Origin of the sequence: Methanobacterium lacus, from assembly GCF_000191585.1 — an archaeon.
In the GTDB taxonomy this organism is placed as follows: Archaea; Methanobacteriota; Methanobacteria; order Methanobacteriales; family Methanobacteriaceae; genus Methanobacterium_B; species Methanobacterium_B lacus.
In genome coordinates this window covers 454,376-475,782 of sequence record NC_015216.1, presented here as the reverse complement: position 1 = coordinate 475,782, position 21,407 = coordinate 454,376, and the positions used below count along the sequence as shown (strand labels likewise).

26 protein-coding genes are annotated in these 21,407 nt (G+C 37.0%); 8 read left to right on the top strand and 18 right to left on the bottom strand.

What is annotated here, in order from left to right:
• Positions 1 to 25: 25 nt before the first annotated feature.
• The 8 genes from METBO_RS02535 to METBO_RS02500 form a co-directional block, all read right to left on the bottom strand.
• Positions 26 to 853 carry an NAD(P)-dependent oxidoreductase gene (locus METBO_RS02535; RefSeq protein WP_013644101.1) on the bottom strand — a complete coding sequence of 276 codons (828 nt, stop codon included), beginning with the start codon at positions 851 to 853 and terminating at the stop codon, positions 26 to 28.
• Between the two features lie 54 nt (positions 854 to 907).
• Complete coding sequence (locus METBO_RS02530) at positions 908 to 1,516, bottom strand: cytochrome c biogenesis CcdA family protein (RefSeq protein ID WP_013644100.1); 609 nt, start codon at positions 1,514 to 1,516, stop codon at positions 908 to 910.
• 7 nt (positions 1,517 to 1,523) lie between these two features.
• Positions 1,524 to 1,973, bottom strand: a complete 450-nt coding sequence (locus tag METBO_RS02525; RefSeq protein WP_013644099.1) for a thioredoxin family protein — start codon at positions 1,971 to 1,973, stop codon at positions 1,524 to 1,526.
• A gap of 132 nt (positions 1,974 to 2,105) precedes the next feature.
• Positions 2,106 to 2,978, bottom strand: coding sequence for a damage-control phosphatase ARMT1 family protein (locus METBO_RS02520; protein ID WP_013644098.1), 873 nt, complete (start codon positions 2,976 to 2,978; stop codon positions 2,106 to 2,108).
• Between the two features lie 74 nt (positions 2,979 to 3,052).
• Complete coding sequence (locus METBO_RS02515; RefSeq protein WP_013644097.1) at positions 3,053 to 4,066, bottom strand: site-2 protease family protein; 1,014 nt, start codon at positions 4,064 to 4,066, stop codon at positions 3,053 to 3,055.
• A 50-nt stretch (positions 4,067 to 4,116) separates the two neighbouring features.
• Positions 4,117 to 4,317, bottom strand: a complete 201-nt coding sequence (gene thiS, locus METBO_RS02510) for a sulfur carrier protein ThiS (RefSeq protein ID WP_013644096.1) — start codon at positions 4,315 to 4,317, stop codon at positions 4,117 to 4,119.
• A gap of 69 nt (positions 4,318 to 4,386) precedes the next feature.
• A complete protein-coding gene (locus METBO_RS02505) occupies positions 4,387 to 5,322 on the bottom strand; it encodes a TIGR00269 family protein (protein WP_013644095.1) in 936 nt (311 codons plus the stop codon).
• A gap of 33 nt (positions 5,323 to 5,355) precedes the next feature.
• On the bottom strand, positions 5,356 to 6,963 hold the full coding sequence (locus METBO_RS02500; protein WP_013644094.1) for a dihydropteroate synthase-like protein: 1,608 nt from the start codon (positions 6,961 to 6,963) through the stop codon (positions 5,356 to 5,358).
• Positions 6,964 to 7,075: 112 nt separating this feature from the next.
• Here METBO_RS02500 and porC point away from each other — a divergent pair, with 112 nt between their 5' ends.
• From porC to METBO_RS02465, 7 genes are all read left to right on the top strand, one after another.
• The gene (porC, locus tag METBO_RS02495) at positions 7,076 to 7,609 is read left to right on the top strand and encodes a pyruvate synthase subunit PorC (protein ID WP_013644093.1); all 534 of its coding nucleotides are present in this window, start codon (positions 7,076 to 7,078) and stop codon (positions 7,607 to 7,609) included.
• Between the two features lie 26 nt (positions 7,610 to 7,635).
• Positions 7,636 to 7,878 (top strand): pyruvate synthase subunit PorD, encoded by a 243-nt coding sequence (gene porD, locus METBO_RS02490; RefSeq protein ID WP_013644092.1) that lies wholly within the window; start codon positions 7,636 to 7,638, stop codon positions 7,876 to 7,878.
• Positions 7,879 to 7,880: 2 nt separating this feature from the next.
• Positions 7,881 to 9,029 carry a pyruvate synthase subunit PorA gene (porA, locus tag METBO_RS02485; protein ID WP_013644091.1) on the top strand — a complete coding sequence of 383 codons (1,149 nt, stop codon included), beginning with the start codon at positions 7,881 to 7,883 and terminating at the stop codon, positions 9,027 to 9,029.
• 1 nt (position 9,030) lies between these two features.
• Positions 9,031 to 9,897 carry a pyruvate synthase subunit PorB gene (porB, locus tag METBO_RS02480; RefSeq protein ID WP_013644090.1) on the top strand — a complete coding sequence of 289 codons (867 nt, stop codon included), beginning with the start codon at positions 9,031 to 9,033 and terminating at the stop codon, positions 9,895 to 9,897.
• Between the two features lie 11 nt (positions 9,898 to 9,908).
• Entirely contained in the window at positions 9,909 to 10,409 is a 501-nt protein-coding gene (locus METBO_RS02475; RefSeq protein WP_013644089.1) for a 4Fe-4S dicluster domain-containing protein, read from the top strand.
• A gap of 1 nt (position 10,410) precedes the next feature.
• Positions 10,411 to 10,842, top strand: coding sequence for a 4Fe-4S dicluster domain-containing protein (locus METBO_RS02470; protein WP_013644088.1), 432 nt, complete (start codon positions 10,411 to 10,413; stop codon positions 10,840 to 10,842).
• A 294-nt stretch (positions 10,843 to 11,136) separates the two neighbouring features.
• On the top strand, positions 11,137 to 11,985 hold the full coding sequence (locus METBO_RS02465) for a fumarate hydratase (protein WP_013644087.1): 849 nt from the start codon (positions 11,137 to 11,139) through the stop codon (positions 11,983 to 11,985).
• A 122-nt stretch (positions 11,986 to 12,107) separates the two neighbouring features.
• Here METBO_RS02465 and phoU read toward each other — a convergent pair whose 3' ends face one another.
• The 7 genes from phoU to METBO_RS02430 form a co-directional block, all read right to left on the bottom strand.
• Complete coding sequence (gene phoU / locus METBO_RS02460; protein ID WP_013644086.1) at positions 12,108 to 12,812, bottom strand: phosphate signaling complex protein PhoU; 705 nt, start codon at positions 12,810 to 12,812, stop codon at positions 12,108 to 12,110.
• Between the two features lie 16 nt (positions 12,813 to 12,828).
• Positions 12,829 to 13,269: a DUF2226 domain-containing protein gene (locus METBO_RS02455; protein WP_013644085.1), complete on the bottom strand. Its 441-nt coding sequence runs from the start codon at positions 13,267 to 13,269 to the stop codon at positions 12,829 to 12,831.
• A gap of 5 nt (positions 13,270 to 13,274) precedes the next feature.
• Positions 13,275 to 13,943 (bottom strand): phosphate signaling complex PhoU family protein, encoded by a 669-nt coding sequence (locus METBO_RS02450; protein ID WP_013644084.1) that lies wholly within the window; start codon positions 13,941 to 13,943, stop codon positions 13,275 to 13,277.
• 17 nt (positions 13,944 to 13,960) lie between these two features.
• Entirely contained in the window at positions 13,961 to 14,716 is a 756-nt protein-coding gene (pstB, locus tag METBO_RS02445; RefSeq protein ID WP_013644083.1) for a phosphate ABC transporter ATP-binding protein PstB, read from the bottom strand.
• 2 nt (positions 14,717 to 14,718) lie between these two features.
• Entirely contained in the window at positions 14,719 to 15,567 is an 849-nt protein-coding gene (gene pstA, locus METBO_RS02440) for a phosphate ABC transporter permease PstA (RefSeq protein WP_013644082.1), read from the bottom strand.
• A gap of 55 nt (positions 15,568 to 15,622) precedes the next feature.
• Positions 15,623 to 16,498 (bottom strand): phosphate ABC transporter permease subunit PstC, encoded by an 876-nt coding sequence (pstC, locus tag METBO_RS02435; protein ID WP_013644081.1) that lies wholly within the window; start codon positions 16,496 to 16,498, stop codon positions 15,623 to 15,625.
• Positions 16,499 to 16,755: 257 nt separating this feature from the next.
• Positions 16,756 to 17,601: a phosphate ABC transporter substrate-binding protein gene (locus tag METBO_RS02430; RefSeq protein WP_013644080.1), complete on the bottom strand. Its 846-nt coding sequence runs from the start codon at positions 17,599 to 17,601 to the stop codon at positions 16,756 to 16,758.
• 263 nt (positions 17,602 to 17,864) lie between these two features.
• Between METBO_RS02430 and METBO_RS02425 the strand changes: the two genes are divergently transcribed.
• Positions 17,865 to 18,644 carry a citryl-CoA lyase gene (locus METBO_RS02425; protein WP_013644079.1) on the top strand — a complete coding sequence of 260 codons (780 nt, stop codon included), beginning with the start codon at positions 17,865 to 17,867 and terminating at the stop codon, positions 18,642 to 18,644.
• 145 nt (positions 18,645 to 18,789) lie between these two features.
• On the opposite strand, the gene METBO_RS02420 is transcribed toward METBO_RS02425, so the two are convergent.
• The 3 genes from METBO_RS02420 to METBO_RS02410 form a co-directional block, all read right to left on the bottom strand.
• A complete protein-coding gene (locus METBO_RS02420; RefSeq protein WP_013644078.1) occupies positions 18,790 to 19,689 on the bottom strand; it encodes a PhoU domain-containing protein in 900 nt (299 codons plus the stop codon).
• The gene (locus METBO_RS02415; protein ID WP_048186321.1) at positions 19,690 to 20,394 is read right to left on the bottom strand and encodes a hypothetical protein; all 705 of its coding nucleotides are present in this window, start codon (positions 20,392 to 20,394) and stop codon (positions 19,690 to 19,692) included.
• A 202-nt stretch (positions 20,395 to 20,596) separates the two neighbouring features.
• The gene (locus METBO_RS02410) at positions 20,597 to 21,403 is read right to left on the bottom strand and encodes a metallophosphoesterase family protein (protein ID WP_048186320.1); all 807 of its coding nucleotides are present in this window, start codon (positions 21,401 to 21,403) and stop codon (positions 20,597 to 20,599) included.
• Positions 21,404 to 21,407: the final 4 nt, after the last annotated feature.

The window sequence follows — 21,407 nt, the reverse complement described above, 5'->3', positions numbered from 1 at the left end:
TCCAAACTCATGAAAATCACAATATTCATTCTCCGTTTAATAGTTTGTATACCTCAGTATAATTCTCTGGTCGTTTAGATGGTTTTTGTATGGTTTCAGAAAGGTTTTTAAAAAATTTTGAGGTTGCTTGTGCCATGATGGGATTTTGGTGTTCAGATAAAAATTCAACTATTTCATCCATCTCTTCTGCACGACGTTTTGCATGGAACGATGCTGAAACTATTCTTGAATTTGCAGATTCAATGAAATCTCCAGTTTCAGTTTCTGAGATGCATTCTAAAACCTCTTCATTTATTCCTAACTTGTATGCATGGTACAAAGATTCATACAGGAGTGCTGAAACTCCCTTGGTATAAGCACTTCTTAGGAGTTTGATTGTTGAAGCATCACCAGCTTCTTGACCTACCGAAGTAATATTCATGCCATGCTGATTTAAATTTAGAATTTCCTCTGCTGATGTACCCGATGCAATAATTTTAACTTTCAATCCATTCCTTTTAACAGATCCGATTATTGCTGCATCAACTGTTCTTCCATTTTTTATTTTACTAAGAGCTGTTTTAACAGTGCTGGGAGATATATTGTTAATATCAACATATATACCATTAGAATGGTTACCTACCGTTTTTGCGACTTCAACTGCCATTGAAGGTACAACTGACGAGAATAGTATGTCTGATTTTTCTGCAAGTTCCCTGTGGGTGTTGCACAATTTCACACCGGAATTAACCGCATTTTCCACAGTTCTAGAACTTCTACCATTTAAGCAGGTGTACACATCCAAACCATTTTCTTTAAGTCCCGATGAAAAGGTTGTTGCCACCTCTCCAAATCCCAGAAATCCAATTTTCATAGTATCACCTTAGTATCCCTTCATCTAAGTTGGTCAAATTATTAATATTATTCTTTAAAGGTAACCAGTTAATAAGTAGATCCCTGCAATGATTATCATTGCGCCTGAAACCATTCTAATTGTATTGTAATGTTTCATCAGACCCTCAATATTTATCCTAGATATTAATAGGGCCAGGATAAAAATTGAAAAACTGAATCCTAATGAGTATATTATCATGTTTGAAACACTGTAAAACCAGTTACCGGTTGATGCGCTGTAGGCTGCAACAGCAACTATGTAGGGGCCATAACATGGAGACCATGCTACACATGTCAAAATACCTGCAATAAACGATTCAAATCGTTGGTTTTCATGTTTCAGTCTGTACGAAAAGTTGAATATGTTTTTGTTCAACATGAAAATTATTCCCATTAAAATAATCAAGATGGCAGCTGCCATCCTGAAATAAAGGAGGTAATGGGCTATTGCAAGGGTGAAAATCCCAGTTAAAAGAGTTAACACTGCAAATACTAGGAAGAATCCTGAAGTGAAAGTTAAGATTTCATTGTAATCCCTTTTTAAAAGTGAATGACCCACAACAATTGGAATAAGCGGAATTACACAGGGAGATATCACAGAAAGAATCCCTGCACTAAACGATGCTACATAACCAAGAACCATGATTCACCTAGAGTATGTTTAACAAATCAGAGGGTGTTTGATAACCTTCCACTCGTTTAATTTCATTACCATTTGAATCCATTATTACGAGGGTGGGCAGTCCATAGACACTGTACTTCGATGCTAGATCAGGATTTTGATCAACGTTCACCTTCACTGCCACGTACTTCTGTGCCATTACCGCCTCCACCTTCCCATTTGGGTAGGTTTTTTCATCAAGTTGTTTGCAGTATCCACACCAGTCAGCATAAAAATCCACGAATATGAGTTTGTTCGATTTCTGCGCCGTGTTAATTGCAGAGTCCAAATTATAATTCCATTGAATTGCTTGTGGATTATCTTGGTTGGAGTTCTGTGTTTTAGATGTTTTTTCCAGATTTGTTACTGCAAATATTATTAAAACTCCAACTACCACAATTGCCAGGATTATTAACATCTTCTGATTAAAAGTTGGCATGAAATACCTGCTCCTTTACTCAATTCTATCCCCATTTGTATTATTTTACAAGTGCGTGTTTTATTTAAGAATAGATGAAGTTTGAAATAAATTTAACTTTCAAGGTTTAAATTCAATTGAACATGTTATTTTTCATTTTTTGGGATTCAGTTTAAGTACGATGTTGTCCCCGACTTCCACACCTATATCCCTTGCTACAGGTTTACATTTAGCATTTAACAGGCAAAACACGGGTTTATCTTTGAGATCCATTTCACCTAAACCTTCGTAGTTTCCAAGTCCCTTTGCAACTATCAGGTCTGCTTCCATGAACTTTGCCATGAATTCAGGTGATACATCTCCACTAATGATACCAATAGAATCTGTTCCTGTTGTTGTGAGCTTTGAAACTTCATTTAAACCTATTTTGAGTGCATCTTCCATGCATGCATCGTTTAGTATTGGTTCTTCCTTGAGTGCTACCGTGATATCAACATCGTAGTCTGCCAATTTTTTTATTAACATCTTGTCCATTACAATTTCACCGATGTTGTCTGCTAGGTAGAGAACAGTTTTTGCAGTTTCAAGTTCAGTTTCAAGTTCAGTTGAATCGTCAACTGCAGGTTCTTTTTGCATGGTTGTGACTATCAAAGATTCCATGTCTGTATCCAATCCTAATGCCCCGAAATCAATCACGTTACCTGCAATTGCAACTTTAAGATAATTCTTTAGGCTAGAATCATCTTCAATTAGTTTTTCAACCATTGGTATATATTGACAAGCTATATCGTTAGATATTTCTCTTTCTTTTCTGTAGGGATCGTTGTTGCCTGTTTTGTCTTTGATGGTTCTATGAATTTGAGTTCCTATGACGTTGGAAACTCCTCCCCTTCTGAAGTTTTCTGAAACAATTTTTACCAATTCTTCGGTTATATCCATCTTCAATTCTTCATCATCAGTTGCAAGGTCTAAAGCTTCTCTTGACTGTCTTAAAAAACAGGCGGCACATTCGTAGTGTACTTTCATTATTATTCTCCATTGGGTAACTAATTCCCACAATTTTTGGTTTGAGGATTTGTATTATTTTATTCCTTTTTTCGTTAAACTTTTGTTGGTATGTGTGTGAGGCAGAGTATGAAAACCACCAGCATAACCACTGCCAGAACCTTTCTTCTGAAGGTCAGGTCATCTACATCATCCAGTGCTCCGGGATGTCTTCTGTTCACATAGAGTATGAGCATCATGAGTACTGCCATCGTGTACCAACCAAGAACGATGGTGATCAAAATTCCAACCATAGATATGATTCTGTGGATATTTTCGTTAAAAATTGATCTAACCATATGGCCGCCGTCTAAAAAGGCAACTGGCATCATGTTAAGCAGTGTTACTATTATTCCCACCCAAGCTGCAAAGAGTAGAGGATGTATTTGCAGTTCGTAACCTGCAGGAATAGGAGGGAGTAAAAAGTACATGAAAATGCTCATTAATGGTGATGGATAAAAAACTGTGGATCCCTGAGTTATTGGAACAACCTTTGACAGGGTTATCCCAACTATGAGTACTGGTATGGTTACCAAGATACCTGCCAGTGGCCCGCTGTATCCCAGATCAAAAAGTGCATTTTTGTTGGGTATTGGGGATTTAACATTGATTACAGCTCCAAAGGTACCGATCAATGTGGGTGCTGGTATGAAGTAGGGTAAAGTTGATTTAACTCCATGTTTTTTTGCTGCGAAGTAGTGTGCAGATTCATGCACCCCCAGTATTCCCAGTAAAGCTCCTGCAAATGCAACACCATCCCAAATACTTCCACCTGCAAACTGATACCCCGCATATATGGTTGTGGCTAGGGTAACTACGAAAAGTAAGATATTTATATAGGATTTTGACTCTCCCACTTCTTTCTTGTCGGCTATTCCTATTCTGTAGTTGTCAGCATATTTCTCTATGAACGGAACGTAGCCTAACTCATCAAGATCCTTGATAAGAGCCTCAAATTTGTTGTAATCGTAATCATGAACAACAAAAAAAGAACCCTCCGGAGTTTTATGGAACCCTCCTAAATCAAAATATTTTGATATATACGTTTCAATTAGTTCGTAGTCCCTCAATTACAATTCGCTCCCTTATTGAAAACTTTAAAAAATAACAAAGTAATATTTTATCCACCGTATATCACTTGGATCACTTCAATTGAATCCCCATCTTCGAGAATTTCCTCATCTATGACTATGTAATCATTTTTTTTAACGACAACAGTTTCTGCTGCAATTTCCATTGATTCCAAAAGATCTTTAATTGTTTTCTCGCCAGATATGGTTACTGTATCTTCGTTGTTTCCAACCTTTACATTGATCTTCATTTTAGTTGTTCTCCATTTCCCACTTTGGTTCTTTGATTCAATTTAAATTATGGGTTATGCAATTCATCTTTAACCCTGGTCTTCCCATTGTTTAAGGAAGCTGCATGCTTTACAGAGTCGTGATGCACTTGGTTCGCCGCATATTTCACACACTTCAAACACTGATTCTGTTGCAAACTCTTTTTTAAGGACTGGCTTTATTTTATCGAAGCCCCTGAGTGTTGAGTACATTATGGTTGGATGGTTTGCTGTAAGTTGTTTTAGGATGGTTCCAATCTCTGCCCTGAAGGATTCTCCGGCATATGGACAGCCCGCAAAATGAACATCAAGTTCCTTTGCAATCACATAAAGACCTATCTCCTTTTCAGGGATTTCTCGGAGGGGTTTGATTTTTACTGTGAATTTATCACTCTTTGACTGTGATTTTGGACCTATTCTTGTCAGGTTTTGTATGTTACCTTCCAGGTAGCTCATTACAATTGATTGGGTTTCATCATCCAGGTTGTGACCCGTTGCTATCTTAGTTGCACCCACTTCCTTCGAAACTCTGTTGAATATCCATCTTCTGAAAACTCCACAGTACGTACATGCATTTCTCCTTACATCCAGAGAATTATTTTGGATTATTTTGTCGAGGGTGGTTCCGAAGTACTGTTTAAAACTGACAACCCTGTGTTCAACTCCATATTTTTCTGCATTTTTTATTGCAAGTTCAACCCCTTCTTCTCTGTAACCTTCTATTCCTTCATCTATGGTTACTGCCACAAGATCTATTATCCCCCGATTTTTAAGTGTACTCAGTATGTCCAGAAGCATCACACTATCTTTACCGCCAGAAAGACCTAATAATACTTTATCTCCCTTTTCTATGAGATTTTGGCGTCTGATGTCCTTGAGTACCTTTTTCTTAGTGGATTCTATGAAACATTTACTGCAGAGTTTTTGACCAGATTGTTTCTTCTTTATAATAATTTCCGGACTTCCACATTTATCACATTCATTCATTTTTGTTCTCCTGATTTGTCCTACAACCTCAATTCATATCCTTTTAAAAAGTGGAAAATCCTGTAAATATTTCTTGTTAAGTTTAGCTGCAATTTCTGCCTTTTCAAGCTCCGAACCAAGATATGTGGCATGTTCTATCCTAGTTACAAGTTTTCTTTTTATTATTTCATCGTAAACTGCCTTGGATGTTTTACCTTTAATTATTAGTTGGGGCTTCATTTTTATGTAGTGCACTGCAACTACCTCCCCATTTTCTGCTATGATCTTGAAGCTTCCAGAGGGGTCCTGTTTGAATGTGTAGTCCTCGCTACCCTCCACCACAGGAACATCTAGCTCCAACTCTTCGATGCAACTGTCAAGTTTTCCCTTGTCCTTGTACTGCACAAGGTTTATTCCAAGATCCTTGGGAATTGATTTTCTGTTTTTAGCCAAGAACATCATCTTGGATGAAATTGCAAGTTCTTTCACACTCCCAAAAGTTTTTCCACTTTCTTCGGGTGTGAAAAGTACACTTACCCCTAACTCCATACCAATACCTGCTAGAAGTGAATTTACACCCACAGAGTCTGTGTCCAATAGTTCTGTTACATTTCCAACTCCAAAGAATACTGGCTCCCTGTTGTTTTGTTTGAATTTGTGACATGCCATGAAGGAGTCAACAATGCTGTGGCTGTTTATTGGATCCAGAATAAGGTCTGCTATCACATCAATAGATGTACATTTCTTTCTGATGTCTACTATTGAATTCACACGTTCATCCACTGTTTTTGGAACCCAGTTTTTGCTGTAGTCTGTCGGCAGTATGACTGCTGGAATATTTTTAGCTTCAAGGTAGGGTAACACTTCTTCACAGTTTCCATGATCCAAGCTCAAAACCAAATCCACATCACTTTCCACTGCCGCTTTGATTTCCCTTGGATTCAATGTATCAATACTCACCGCAACATCAAGGTTGTCCTTGATGATTTCAACCATCCTTGGGATGCGTTCTATGTGGGTTTCCCCGGCTATCATTCCAATATCCACCATGTGGGCACCGGATTCAACGAAGTACTTTGCCTTTTTTAAAAGTTCAAAATCACTTAATAACGGAGCATTCGCTATTTCTGCCAGCACCCTCATTGGAAAATCTTCTCCAACCGCTAGATTTCCCACCAGTATGTTTTCAGGTTTTTTTAACAGTTTTTTAGTTTTTGTTTCATCAGCTTCAAAGTCTTCGATGAATTTTAATGCTTTTTTACGCTGTTCTTCCTCAATAAATTTATCTGCAGATATCTTTGTGGAAAGATCTAATTTTTCGATTATATCCAGTACAGTTGAAAGATCAGCTGCGTCTGTTGGTCCCTTGTAAGTTTTTATTCCGGTTTTTTTCCAGACATACTCAACATCTTTTCTTACCAAACCCGGTGTCAGGATGATGTCGAAATCGTTTAGATCAAATGTATTAATACGATCCTCCATACCATCATTTAGATCATGTTTTCTCCCATATTTTTCAAGCTCCTCTACTATCCGTTTTGGAGTTAGAAAAGCTGCAATTGGAGTATCTACAACGTGAACATGAATTTTATGTTTAGATTTGCTGGTTTCCTTTATTACAATCGGACTTGCCAGATTTGCTGTGATTATTAGGACTTTCATAAACGTGCCTCGTATCCAATTTTACAACGATCAATTACTATTTAGATCGTTACCAACATGTATATATATTACAATTTATAATGATTAACTATGAGGAATGGAGGTATTAGTGATGATTGAAGTTCGATTTCACGGACGAGGGGGACAAGGCGCTGTTACAGCAGCCGAAATTTTGGCCAAAGCGGCCTTTGAAGATGGTAAATACTGTCAGGCATTCCCATTTTTCGGTGTTGAAAGAAGAGGCGCTCCTGTAATGGCGTTTACCCGAATAGATGATAAGCCAATAAGAAGAAGATATCAAGTTTACAATCCAGATTATGTTGTTGTTTTGGATGATGGACTCCTTGAAGTCGTGGATGTATTTTCCGGGATTAAAGAAGGAGGAAATGTAATTATAAATACCAATAATGGTGTTGAAAATTCAAACGGTGTGAAGATCAATAAGATCGACGCTACAGGAATAGCATTAGATATTTTAGGCGTTCCTATAGTTAACACCATACTTTTAGGAGCATTTGCAGGAGTTACTGGACAAGTTTCAATTGAATCCCTTATTAAAATAATAAACGAAACTTTCAGTGGATCCGTTGCAGAGAAAAATGTGAAAGCTGCTAAAATGGCATACGATGCTGCAAAAAAGGGATAAAATAAATAAATGTTAAAGGTGATTTCATGGTAGCAATAGGAGCAGCTGTTAAGGAACCGGGAAGTACCCGTAAAAATAAAACAGGTAGCTGGAGAACATTCAAACCTATTCTCGATAAGGAAACGTGTATTGACTGCGAGAATTGTGTTATGTTCTGTCCTGAAGGATGTATTGATAAAAACTACGATATAGACTACGATTACTGTAAAGGATGCGGAATATGCGCAGAAGAGTGTCCAGTTAAGGCAATAAAAATGGAGAGGGAATAAAAATGGTTCTTAAAGTTATGTCATCAAACCAAGCGATTGCAGAAGCAGTTAAGCTTGCGAAACCAAAAGTAATTCCTGTTTATCCAATAACGCCCCAAACAACCATATCAGAGTACTTAGCAAAATATGTTGCAGATGGCGACATTAAAGCAGAGTACATCAGAGTAGAATCTGAACACAGTGCAATAAGTGCTTGTTTAGGTGCCTCAGGTACAGGTGTAAGGGTATTTACTGCGACATCATCCCAAGGACTGGCACTCATGCACGAAATAATATTTGCTGCAGCCGGTTTAAGGGCACCAATAGTCATGGCTGATGCTAACAGAGCATTGTCCGCACCATTGAGTATATGGAACGATCAACAAGATTCCATATCCGAAAGGGATTCTGGTTGGATGCAAATATATGCTGAAAATGGTCAGGAAGCGCTTGACTCTGTTTTAATGTCATACAAAATATCTGAAAATAAGGAAGTACTGTTACCAACCATGGTGTGTGTTGATGGTTTCATATTAACTCATACAGTTGATCCAGTAGACGTTCCTGAAGAGGAAGAAGTGGATAAATTTTTACCTGATTACAACCCGGATCATGCCTACCTAGATCCTGAGAGGCCAATGTCCATAGGTACATTCACAGATCCAGATTATTACATGGAAGCACGTCATGATATGGAAGTGGCCATGGAAAAAGCAAAAACTGTAATTTCAGATGTGAGTCAAGAATTTGCAGAAACCTTCGGAAGAAAGTACGACTTTATTGAGAAGTACAGATCAGAAGATGCTGACACCATACTCATAGCCATGGGATCCATATGCAGTACAATTAAGGATGTTATAGATGAACTTCGAGAAGAAGGGGAAAAGGTAGGACTCGTACGTGTAAGGGTGTTTAGACCATTCCCAGTAGAAGAAATCTACGATGCAATTAAAGGAGCTTCCAACGTGGGAGTGATTGACAAAAACTTTTCATTCAGTATTGGAGGAGTGCTCCACAACAACATCAAATCAATGATGGATGTAAATGCAGCAGGATTTATTATAGGCCTTGGTGGAAGGGATATAAAACCTTCACATATTAGAGAAGTTGTTGAAAAGACCAAAAATCCTAGTAACAAACCCCTGTGGATAGGACTGAAGGAGGAACAGTAAAATGGAATTACCTGAAAAAGAATTTCTTGCACCGGGACACAGAGCATGTGCAGGATGCGGAGCAACCATTGGTGTTAGATTAGCACTAAAAATGCTTGGTGAAAACACCGTAGCAGTGTCTGCAACAGGATGTTTAGAGGTTATTACCACTCCTTATCCAGAAACTGCTTGGGAGATTCCTTGGATGCATGTTGCATTTGAAAACGCAGCTGCAGTAGCATCTGGTGTTGAATCTGCCCTTAAAGCTCAAGGAAAGACTGATACAAACGTTGTTGTCTTTGGTGGAGATGGTGGAACTGCAGACATAGGTTTACAAGCATTGTCTGGAGCGATGGAAAGGGGACATAACTTAATTTACATTTGTTATGATAACGAAGCCTACATGAACACAGGTATCCAGAGAAGTGGAGCAACACCCTACGGTGCATCAACAACCACATCACCACATGGTAAAGAAAGTTTTGGTGAGGATAAACCAAAAAAGAACATGCCAATGATCATGGCAGCTCATGGAATACCATACGTTGCAACAGCTTCAATATCGTATCCTGAAGATTTCATGAAGAAGGTTAAAAAGGCCGCAGAAGTTGATGGCCCTGCATACATACACCTGCAGCAACCATGCACAACTGGATGGGGATACAGCCCAGCAAAAACCATTGACCTTGGAAGACTAGCAGTTGAAACAGGATCATGGATACTCTATGAAATTGAAGATGGTGAATTTAAGGTTACTTACAGACCAATTCAAAGGAAGAAGGTTTCTGAATATTTGAATGCTCAGAAAAGATTCAAACATCTGTCTGATTTAGAGAAGGAAACAATTCAAAGCCATGTTGATGCAATCTGCGTTGAGCTAAAAATTTAGGGGGACACAAATTGGATAAGATACTGATTCAACCAGACCTCTGTGATGGCTGCAAAGATTGTGAACAAGCATGCGGTAAACTATATGGTACACCAAGAATCTCTGTAAGGGAGATCGAAGGATCTTTTTATCCAATAATTTGCCAGCAGTGTGAAGATGCTCCATGCAAGATGATCTGTCCCACAGAAGCCATGGGATTAGAAGTTTTAGAAGCTAAGTGTATTGGATGTGGACTGTGCATGATGGTGTGTCCATTTGGATCAATTAACATTGAAAACAGAAAGGCACACAAGTGTAACCAGTGCCCGGATAAAGATACACCAGCATGTATTGCAGCTTGTTCCAAACGGGCCATTGCTAAGGTAGACACCGAGAGAATGAAACTTGAAAAGCAGAAACAACACATTGAAAAGTTGGTAGGGCTTGGTAAAAAGAAAAAGAAAAGCACTGATATGATCAGTGTGCTCACTGCCAATGCAAGAACCAAGAAGGTTCTCCACAAGGAGGTTTGAAATGAGGGAATTAATTTCAAAACCAGAACTCTGCGATGAATGTTCAAGATGCGAACGTGAATGTCCTCAAAATGCAATAAGAGTCATAAGCGGCGTTCCTGTACATTGTTTGCACTGTGCTAAGGACAGAGCTCCATGTATGACTGTTTGTCCTGAAGATGCTATTGTTGAGATTGACGGTGCAATAGTTATCATGGAAGATAGTTGCATAGGCTGTGGACTTTGCAGGGATTCTTGCCCAATCGGTGCGATACATATGGATGAGTACGGTATTGCCAAAAAATGTAACCTGTGCATAGATAAAGAGACACCTGCATGTGTACTTACCTGCCCAAAAGATGCTCTTAAAGTGGATTCAGAAGACATTTTAGCCCAAAAACGGGATAAAATTGCTGAAGAATTAAGCAGAGTAAAACTCATAATGAAGTATTAAGGATAAATTATTTTTTTATTATCCTCAAATTTTTTTTTTTATTGGATAAAGATAAATTAGCTCTTTTTTCTAAAACCCTTTTGGTAACTCCAACAGGCGTTAAAATGGATAAAAAACCCTAAAAATTGTTTGTGGTTTTAATTTGCCACGGTTTTCAAACTTGTCCAAAAGCAAATTTTATATGAGAACCTATCAAATAGTTCTTTAGTAGATTTTAAACTATTTAAATTTGAATTTAAGAATTTTTGGACAATTACTTCATTTGATATATAAATAAACCCAGAAGCTGATTGTATGATTACACAAAAAACTGTTGAAGATACCATATGCAGACTGTACCGGGATTCTGTGATCCAACTTCCCGAAGATGTGAAGAATGCTTTGAGGGAAGCCCATGAAAATGAAACCAATGAAACTGCTAGGTTGAATCTTGGAGCCATCCTTGAAAATATTGATGCAGCACATGAAAATGATATACCCATGTGCCAAGACACCGGGCTGCCCATAGTGTTTGTCAAGCTTGGTGACGTGAAAGTGGAAAACCTCTACGAAGGAATTAAAAAGGGAGTGGAAAAAGCAACAACTAAAGTACCTTTACGTCCAAATGTTGTTGATCCCTTCACCAGAGTTAACACTGGAACAAATACTGGGAAAAATATCCCACTAGTAGATATTGAACTTGTTGAAGGCAACAATTTAGAATTAACGATATTCCCTAAGGGTTTTGGTTCTGAAAACAACAATGCACTCAAAATGGCCCTGCCTGGAGAGGGTATGGAAGGTGTTAAGGAATTTGTCATGGAAACTGTTCTTAAGGCCGGTGGAAAACCATGCCCCCCAACAAGAATAGGAGTTGGAATAGGAGGATCTTCAGACTACGCACTCAAACTAGCTAAAAAAGCCTTGTTAAGGGATGTTAAATCTGTGAATCCCGATGAACGCCTTGCAAAACTCGAAGAGGAACTTATAGAACAGATTAATTCGACTGGAATTGGACCCATGGGCCTTGGAGGAAAAACCACTGCCCTCGATGTTAAAGTAGAACTCGCAGATACTCATACAGCAGGTTTGCCCATAGGTGTCTGTGTCCAGTGTTGGGCAGCAAGACATGCCACTGCAGTATTAGAAGATCCTAAACACTAGCCAATGTTTTAAGTAGAAATAAATTAATTAATAATTTTTTTTTGTGTTAAATCTATTGCATTAAAAAATGAATATTGGCAAATTAAAATTTTTATTTAAAAAAAGAATTTATCATGAGGAAATTATTTCTTTTCCTCATCATTTATGAGTTGGTTGAGTTTATCCGCAACTCCTGGTTTTTCACATGTGATCATGTAAATGGTTCTGTCACCTATGTTCTCTGCCCTGTCAGCAATTCTCTCAAGGAACCTTGCTACAAATAATAGTGATATCATGTAGGAAATGGCTTCCTTTTCTTGGAACATACTGTTAGATATATCGTTGAGGGCTTGGTCGAATAAATCATCAACCTTATCATCATCACGTTTTAATTCCCGCACCAAGTTCATATCTTCGTTGAGAAATGCAGATAAACTCTTGCTGACCATTCCATCTACAATGTCACTCATATGGGTTATGTCGTTCATTGGTTTTTCAGGAATTTCTTCATCCTTGATATGTTCTGCTACATCAGCTATGTTAGATGCTAATCCACCCATACGTTTTAAATGACTTGCCACCTTAATAGATGTTTCAATAAATCTTAAATCCTTTGCAACAGGCTGTTCTGAAGCAATTATACTCATTGCCTCCTGTTCTAAATTGTAATTCATTTCTTGCAGCTTCTGATGATTACGAATTACTTTATTGACGAGTTCAGAATCATAATTTTTAAATGCATCTATAGCATTTTTATATGAATCCAAACTAGTTTGCCCCATCTCCTCAACATCATTCCTTAACTGGTCCAGTCTTTTTTGAAACTGAATTCTTGGATATTTTTTCATTTTACACCATCCCCTTTTAAGATTTATAAGTACTTACTAAATTTTTTATGTGCTCTTCCGAAGGTTCTTTAATTCTATACTTCGCTAATAATGTCTCACGAGAAACGTTTGTATTAAAACCAATTTTATCCCAGAACATATCTATTCGAATAGGTAATGACAACTTACATTCTTCATTTAAATCTAAAATTGTCTTAAACAATCTAGGATTAATTTCAAATAGTTCTATCCTTGAGTCTGGCAGAATTTTAATCACTTCCATTGCTTCATTTTGGAAAAGTTCAGATAAAGACTTTATATCTAAACACCACGCACCCACTATCAGATTATCATTCAAGAATAATATAAACTCATAATTCTCATTTAATATTCTTAAATAACCTAAAGAAGGAATTGATAATTTGTCCAAGTTATTTCCTCTTAAAATTTCTTTAGGTTCATCTGAAGGAAACCACATATAGCTCATCTCATTAATACATTGTAAAAGACTTTATGATGCATGATACGCTTTCCAATAATTGAATATGCTATCCTATCATCCATCCCCATAATATGGTGTCCCATGCTCAATAAACCTCGGGCCACCAAAATTGAGTGCATTGATGAATTAGAGGTTTTATCTTCCCCATATTCCATGAACATTTGATTATAAAATTCTTGCAATGAAACAAAATTTTTTGTAGATCTTTTGAGAAGCTGAATATCCTCACTGATCAGGGATCCAACACCATCCTTCAGCATGTTTTGAACAGTATGCGACATAAGATTAATGTGGATTGGTTTGAAGAAATTGGAATTTTTCTTCAATGAATCTATAGAATATCGCGCCACATATGCAGCAAGGAGATTTATCCTCTCAAGTTCTGTTGAAGTCCTCAGAATAGCTGCCCCTAACCTTAAATCTTTAGCAACAGGCTGTTGTAGTCCAAGTATTTTTAGGCATCCATATTCGATCTCTTCACTTTTTTTGTTGATCTTATTAGTTTCCTCAATTATTTCCTTAGATCGATACACATCTTCATTGATAAAACCCTCAACTGATTTAGTAATTCTTTCTGAAGTTTCATTACTGTAGTCCAACAGAGTATCCTTAATTTTTTCCAGTTGGTTCTCCAAAATCGTTACATACATTTCGACACCCAAACAGGTTAACCAAATCTGCCTGTAATATAATCTTCTGTTCGTTTATCCTCGGGTTCTATGAATAGTTTATCTGTTAATCCACTTTCAACAATTTCTCCATTCAAGAAGAAAGCAGTGTACTTTGAAACCCTTGTTGCTTGTTGCATGTTGTGAGTAACAATTATTATTGTGTAATCGTCTTTGAGTTTGTGGATTAAATCTTCAATCTTGGTTGTTGATATTGGATCAAGTGCAGAACATGGTTCATCCATGAGAATTACTTCTGGTTCAACAGCTATTGTTCTTGCTATGCATAAACGCTGCTGTTGACCTCCTGAAAGACCTAATGCTGACATTTCTAGTTTGTCTTTAACTTCATCCCAAAGAGCAGCTGCTCGAAGACTTTCTTCCACTTTATTTGCTAAGACGTCCTTATCACTCTCACCATGGATCCTTAAACCATAAGCCACATTATCAAAAATTGATTTTGGGAATGGGTTCGGTTTCTGGAATACCATCCCAACCTTCTTCCTTAGATCAACAACATCCACCTTGGATTCATAAATATCTTTTCCATCGAGTAAAACTGAACCATCCTTCTTGAAAGTAGAGATACTATCGTTCATCCTGTTTAATGTCCTAATAAATGTAGATTTACCACATCCTGATGGTCCTATCAAGGCCGTGACCATGTTATTGTTAATATTAATGTTAATATCCTTTAATATGTGGGATTCTCCAAAATATACGTTTAAATCTTTTACTTCTATTCTGTATGGCATTTCTAACGCCCCATCATCTTTTTTATGTATCTATCAACCAATGCATTGGTGACTATTGTGATCACCAATATTAAAATTACCAGAACTGCTGCAGTACCATATGCATTAGGCATTGAAATACCTTCTGTAGCAAGAGTGTACAGGTGCAGTGGTAACGGCCTAGCAGGGTCAAATATTGAAACAGGCACTGCCAGTGATGCACCGACAGTATATAGTATTGCAGCTGTTTCTTCAATGGCTCGTGCCATACCTAAAATTATTCCAGTAATAATTCCTGGAATAGCTGCTGGAAGAACTACCTCATAAATTGTCTGCCATTTATTTGCACCCAGTGCTAAACTTCCTTCAGTGTAAGATCTGGGCACTGATTCAATGGACACTTCTGCTGTCCGAAGTATTGTTGGTAAAGCCATGAGCGCCAATGTCAGACCACCAGACAGTACACAAAATCCTAATCCCAGATAAATTACAAAAAATGCATACCCAAATAGACCAAACACTATTGAGGGAATTGATGCAAGTGTTTCTGAACCAAACCTTATTGCTTTTACAATGTTGCTTTCTCCAGCATATTCTGCCAGATAAACAGCCCCTCCAATACCCAATGGAATAGCTACAACCAATGCCACGAATGTAACATAAATCGTGGAAACTATCATTGGAAATATTCCGCCAGCACGCCCAGAATCTATGGGATCACTGAAAAGAAATTCGAAGTTAATAACTGGAAGTCCGTTTATTAGGACGTATCCAATGATCATTACAAGTAGGAGTATGGTTAAAATTCCAGAACCCCAAAAAACGCCCTTCATTATTTTTTGGGATATTTTAGGTGAAAGAATTCTGTTCATCTAAAACACCTCTTTTGTGTGGGAATATCCATTGATTCTTGGTTCTGTCCAAAGATCATAGGTAACCGCCCCCAATTGTAACTCTTTTCTTGTAATTGAAGTAGTTAGCAATTAGAAGTAAAATAATTATTACTCCAATTAATATGATTCCTGTTGCAAATAGTGCATTGTAATGCAGACCAGTAGCGTATCCCATTTCAAGGGCTATATTTGATGTCAATGCCCTTACTGGATCAAATATGGATCCTGGTATCTGAACTACGTTTCCTGCCACCATTATAACAGCCATTGTTTCTCCGATAGCCCTTCCCATACCAAGGATAATTGCGGTTATCACTCCCGGAACGGCTGCAGGTAGCAATACATTTTTTATTGTCTGCCATTGGGTTGCGCCAAGTGCAAATGAAGCTTCTTTATATTCCATTGGTATGGATCTTAACGCATCTTCTGATATACTTGTTATTGTTGGTAATATCATGATGGTCAAAATCAAGGATGCAGCCAACAAACTGAATCCTGTACCGCCGTAGTGCACCCTCATAAATGGAACAAGAACAACTAAACCAAAAAATCCATAGATAACTGATGGAATTCCTGCCAAGCCTTGTATAGTTGGTTTCAATATTTTTCTCATTGTTGGTGGGGCAATTTCTGATAAGAATACAGCACAGCATATGGATAATGGAACTGCTAATAAAAGAGCCAAAGCAGTTATTCCAAGTGTACCGATTACCATTGGAAATACACCGTACTGTCCATTAGATGGAGCCCAAGTCATTCCAAATACAAAGTTGAAAAATCCTATATTGGTTATTGCAGGAATTCCTTCGTTGAAAATGAATAATATTATGAGTAGTATTATCGCTATAGAGGACAATCCGGTTGCAAATAGCACCCATTTAACGAATTTTTCCTCTGTTTTTTCAGTCATTATGACACCTCAAAAATTTGTAGTTATGTTGCTTTAGATTTTTATGATATAAATTTTGTGTAAATTTAAATATGAAACCAATTTTTTTTGTTTTCACATATATACCCATAATACAATTAACACATGGATAATCCTGGACTAACTATTTATTTTAAAATTGAATAAATGATCTGTTTAGTTTATACTATAATTTGGTATTATTTAAAAAAAATTGGGCAAATATGGTTTTAAACCATATTCGACAACTTATCTCTAATTTATTTTGTTGAGTTGGTGGAGTTAGTTGATTTAATAATTTTCTGGCTGGTTAATATTGCCTGTCCTTCTGGTCCCATAACCCAGTCTATGAAATTTTTAACTTCACCCTTTGCATCGCCTTTGACTAAGAATAAGAAAGGTCTCTGTATTGTGTATGTTCCATCTGCAATTGTGGATGCTGAAGCGGAAATTCCATTTATGGATAATGCCTTTGTGTCATTACCTAAATCTGCAAATGAGCAAAATCCTATTGCATTTGGGTCCTGACTTACAGCTTGTTGAACAGCCTGGGTAGAACTCTGTACGATTGCTGAAGATACAAATGATACTTTTGTTCCGTTAGATAATTTACCTAAAACTATGTCCTGGAATGCATCTCTTGTACCTGAACCTTCTTCCCTAACAATAACGTTAATCTTTGCATCTGGTCCTCCAACCTGATTCCAGTTGGTTATATTTCCAGAGAAGATTCCCTTTAGCTGATCTTTAGTTAAGCCAGTTAAGTTGTTATTTGGACTTACTATTGCAACTACTCCGTCTTGTCCAAGAGTGTATTGAGTCAAGCCTTGAGAATCGTTTGTTGAAAGAGCTTTAGATGCTGTACCGATATTTGCTGTACCATCTTGAGCGCTTTTAATTCCAACAGCTGTTCCCCCACCTTGAACCGTTATCTTAACATTTGGGTGTTCTTTCATGTACGCTGTAGCCAATTTTTCTGCTACAGGTTGTACTGAAGTTGATCCTACAACTGTTACTTTACTTCCTGAACCTGGTGCAACAACCATGTATGCACCTACTATCACTACTAGTGCTATAATTATTCCGATAATGTATTTTTTATCCACTTAGTTCACCTCATCCTAAACTAACCATAACCAATGTTATGACATTTCAATTATTTACAAGAGTTGTTTAACACGCCTCAACCATAGCTTATTCTAAAAACATATAAAGGTTACTATTTGTGTTTTAATAAACACTAAATGTGTCCAATATGATACTAAAACCCAATTTTTTATGGCCAAAATTTGAATATTACACAATATGTGAACAATAGAAGGCCAAAGGGTTAAATTTAAATATTATTCCTGTATTATTAATCCTTATCATGATTACAGAAGAACTTTTGAAAGGAATGATGAAATCCCAAAATCCGGGATGGAAAACAGCAATAACCAAGGTGGAACACAACCATCTATCTACTAGAGGTTATTCACAAGAAGATCTGATAGAAAATTACAGTTTTCCAGAAATGGTTTACTTGTTACTCCAGGGTAAAATTCCATCAGAAAAGCAGAAAAAAATGTTTGAAGCCGTTCTTGTATCATTCTGTGATCATGGAGTAACACCACCAAGCACACAATCCGCAAGATTAATGGCATCTGCAGGATCTAGTGTCAATGCATGTATTGCTGGAGGAATTTTAGCTTTTGGAAAAAATCATGCAGGGGCCATAGAAATTTCCATGAAAATGCTGCAACGTGGGATCCAATTACAGAAGAACTACGGCAAATCCACAGATGAAATCAAAGATGAAGTTCTGACCTACTTCGAAAATGGAAACATGAAGGTTCCAGGGTTTGGACACAGGTACCATAAAAAAGATCCAAGGGCTGCGAAGTTAATTGAAGTAGCTAAAAAATTAGATTGCTTCAATGAACACTGTGAACTTGCCATGAACATAGAAAACAGCCTTTACAATGAAAAAGGAATAAAAATGAATATTGACGGGGCAAATTCAGCTATTTTATCCGACATGGGTTTTGACTGGAAAATGGGTTGTGGCATCTTCATAATAGGAAGAGTTCCAGGACTTCTTGCACACGTGAATGAGGAAATGGCCTTGGAAAAACCATTCAGAAAAGTTTTTGATATGAATGGTTTATGAAAAAAACAGATCTAAAAAATCAAGTCAACTAACAAAAGAAGTAAAACTGTTCCTCCGCATAAACATGCTCAGAACTAATTTTTCATTTTTCATACATCTCATAAATAGAGTCCTTAATTTTTGAACTGTACCTAAAAGCAATTTTTTAGTCGGATGATCTTCTTCTGAAACGTTCCGGTGTTGTTGAACGAGGAATGTTCCTGTAGAATTCACCTGCAGCATCAATTATTTCCACTGAAATATCTCCAATTCTTTCAAAAGCCTTTACAACACGGGACAATGTCAAATAATAGGTGGATCTATCTTTATCCAGCACATCATCCTCAGCCATTTGTATTGCAATTTGATTCAGGGCCTTCTTTTGGAGGGCGTGTATCTTTTCCTCATAATCCATTACTTTATCCTTAAGATCTAATTCTTCATTTAAAAAACCTTCCATCGAATATTTAACCATTTTTCTCGATGTTAAATACATAGAATTTAAAATTTCTAACATTTCAGCATCAACTTCGTAACAACCATTTAAAACAAAGTTAGCAATATGGCAAGTGTGGTCAGCTATTCTTTCTAGATCGTAGGCCACCTCACTGAACACCATTGTTTTACTGAATTCTGAGTAAGGATTGATTGATATGACTGTATCAACACTGGATCTGATTTTTTCATGCATATTGTTACTAATGTAATCCATTTCTAAGGCCTTGTTAGCCATTTCATCATTGTAATTAACAAATGATTCAAAGGACATGTCAAACTGTTTGAAAACATGACCCACCATGTTTTTAAGCATATCTTTGATGAGATATGCTCCAGCATACTCTCGGGATGTTTTTTCCTCATCGAACATCTCAGAAAATTCATCAAATTTTTTTAGGTCAAGTATGTAAGCTCTTCTTACCACTCCACGTTTAACCATGGGTTGTAAGAGTTTGGTGACGTATCTTCGGGTTAAACCCAATTTTTCAGCAATTTCGTCTTGGGTTGCAGGATTATCATGCAGGATAACATCTAATATTGCCTTTAATGTACTGTCGGATCTTTTCATTTAAGGCCCTCCATCATCATTTTTATCATGTTTTTTGGTTGATTTAGCCTTTGGATGGTTTCCATCCAACCAATCATCTATTCGTTCTCCATACTTAACATTCTGTTTTTCAACATTAAAATTTTTCTTTTCCTTGAATATCTTCACAGCTTCCGATGTTATTGCGATCGCAACGAAACTAATTGCAGCTATCACCATTAAAGAAATAATTATTCCCATTTCTGCATATATAACTGAGTAAAAATCTGTTAGGGGTGTGTTGAAATCAGCAAACCCTCCAAGAAGAACTATCAATCCAACAACTAATATAATGTAACCATAGGATTTTTTGATGTACTCCGACTGAATTATGGGATAGAGTCCCATGATTATGAGTCCAGCCCCAATGGATCTGAACAGGTTGTGATTGGTTGCTGCTTCAAGCTGGTAAAATACTGATCCTGGTTTAAGATATAGTATTGCAAAAATATACAATATCTCTACTATCACGATCAAAATCAAGGGAAGTACGTAGACTATTCTAGCTTCGAAATTTTGGGTTTCCATTTTTTCGAGTGGTTCCTTAAAGAGGTGGGACATGACTTGATAAAGAATTGCCCCTAAAACTGCTCCAATAACAGTTCCTCCAATTCCAAGTATGGCTGTTGCATATGCAACAATACCTGCAATAATCCCTGCGGTGACCACATCAAGTGCCTTTGACATTTTTATCACTGTTATTTCTAATATTTCTTTAAATTTAATTCTAGTCAACTATTTTAAAAAATTCTATAAATGTAAACATCAATTCTAAACAGAATGGACATCTAGTAACATTTAGTGTTAATTCATTACTAAATGAATCTAATTTTTTTGTTTTTTAAAGTTTTTTTAAAAAACTGGATCTCTAAAAAAAATTTATGACCTGCTACACACCATTATCTGAATTGTAGTTGTATGAACAGATACTGTATTCATTTTCATTCAATTCCACTGCATAGTTGGCTACTTCTCGCTTGTATCCTGTGAAGGTGTTTATTAGATTAACAAATATGCCTCCATCATCAATGAGAAGCTCGTTGTATGAAGGGTACGTATTTCCCCTTAGTTTTCTTGTTGTGGCAGTACCTGAATTTAGGGTAACCATCTTCTCAATCATCCACACATTAGGGACGTGTTTGTGGCCATTTAATACAAAATCAACTCCGGAGTCTATGAATAACCTTAAAAGATCGCCTGAATCTAGTAATATATTTCTTTCCCTGCCTGTTTGTGGAATGGGCAGTAGGTGGTGGTGGAAGGTGACTATTTTGCACATGTCCTTTGGAACTTTTTCAAGCTCAGATTTTAGCCATGCCAATTGATCATATCCTATTTGTCCATCATTAATATCAGGTTCGGAGGAGTCTAAACCTGCAATCACAAATCCTCCAGATTTGTCAATATGGATAAATTTACGTTCCCCAATTTGTTTTTCAAAATGTATGAGTCCCACATTTCTTGCATCGTGATTTCCTGGAACAACATGTACCTCAGATATTGAGTTTAATTCATCGACAAATTCTGCTGCATCATCATATTCATGAGAATATCCTTCAGTGGTAAGGTCTCCAGATACTATGATCAAATCCGGATTTTCATCAGTAACTTGTCTTAATAAATTGTTTTTGAGTTCCATAGAAAAGGTTTTCTCACCAAAATGGATATCAGATATTTGAATAATCTTTTTTTGCACATTA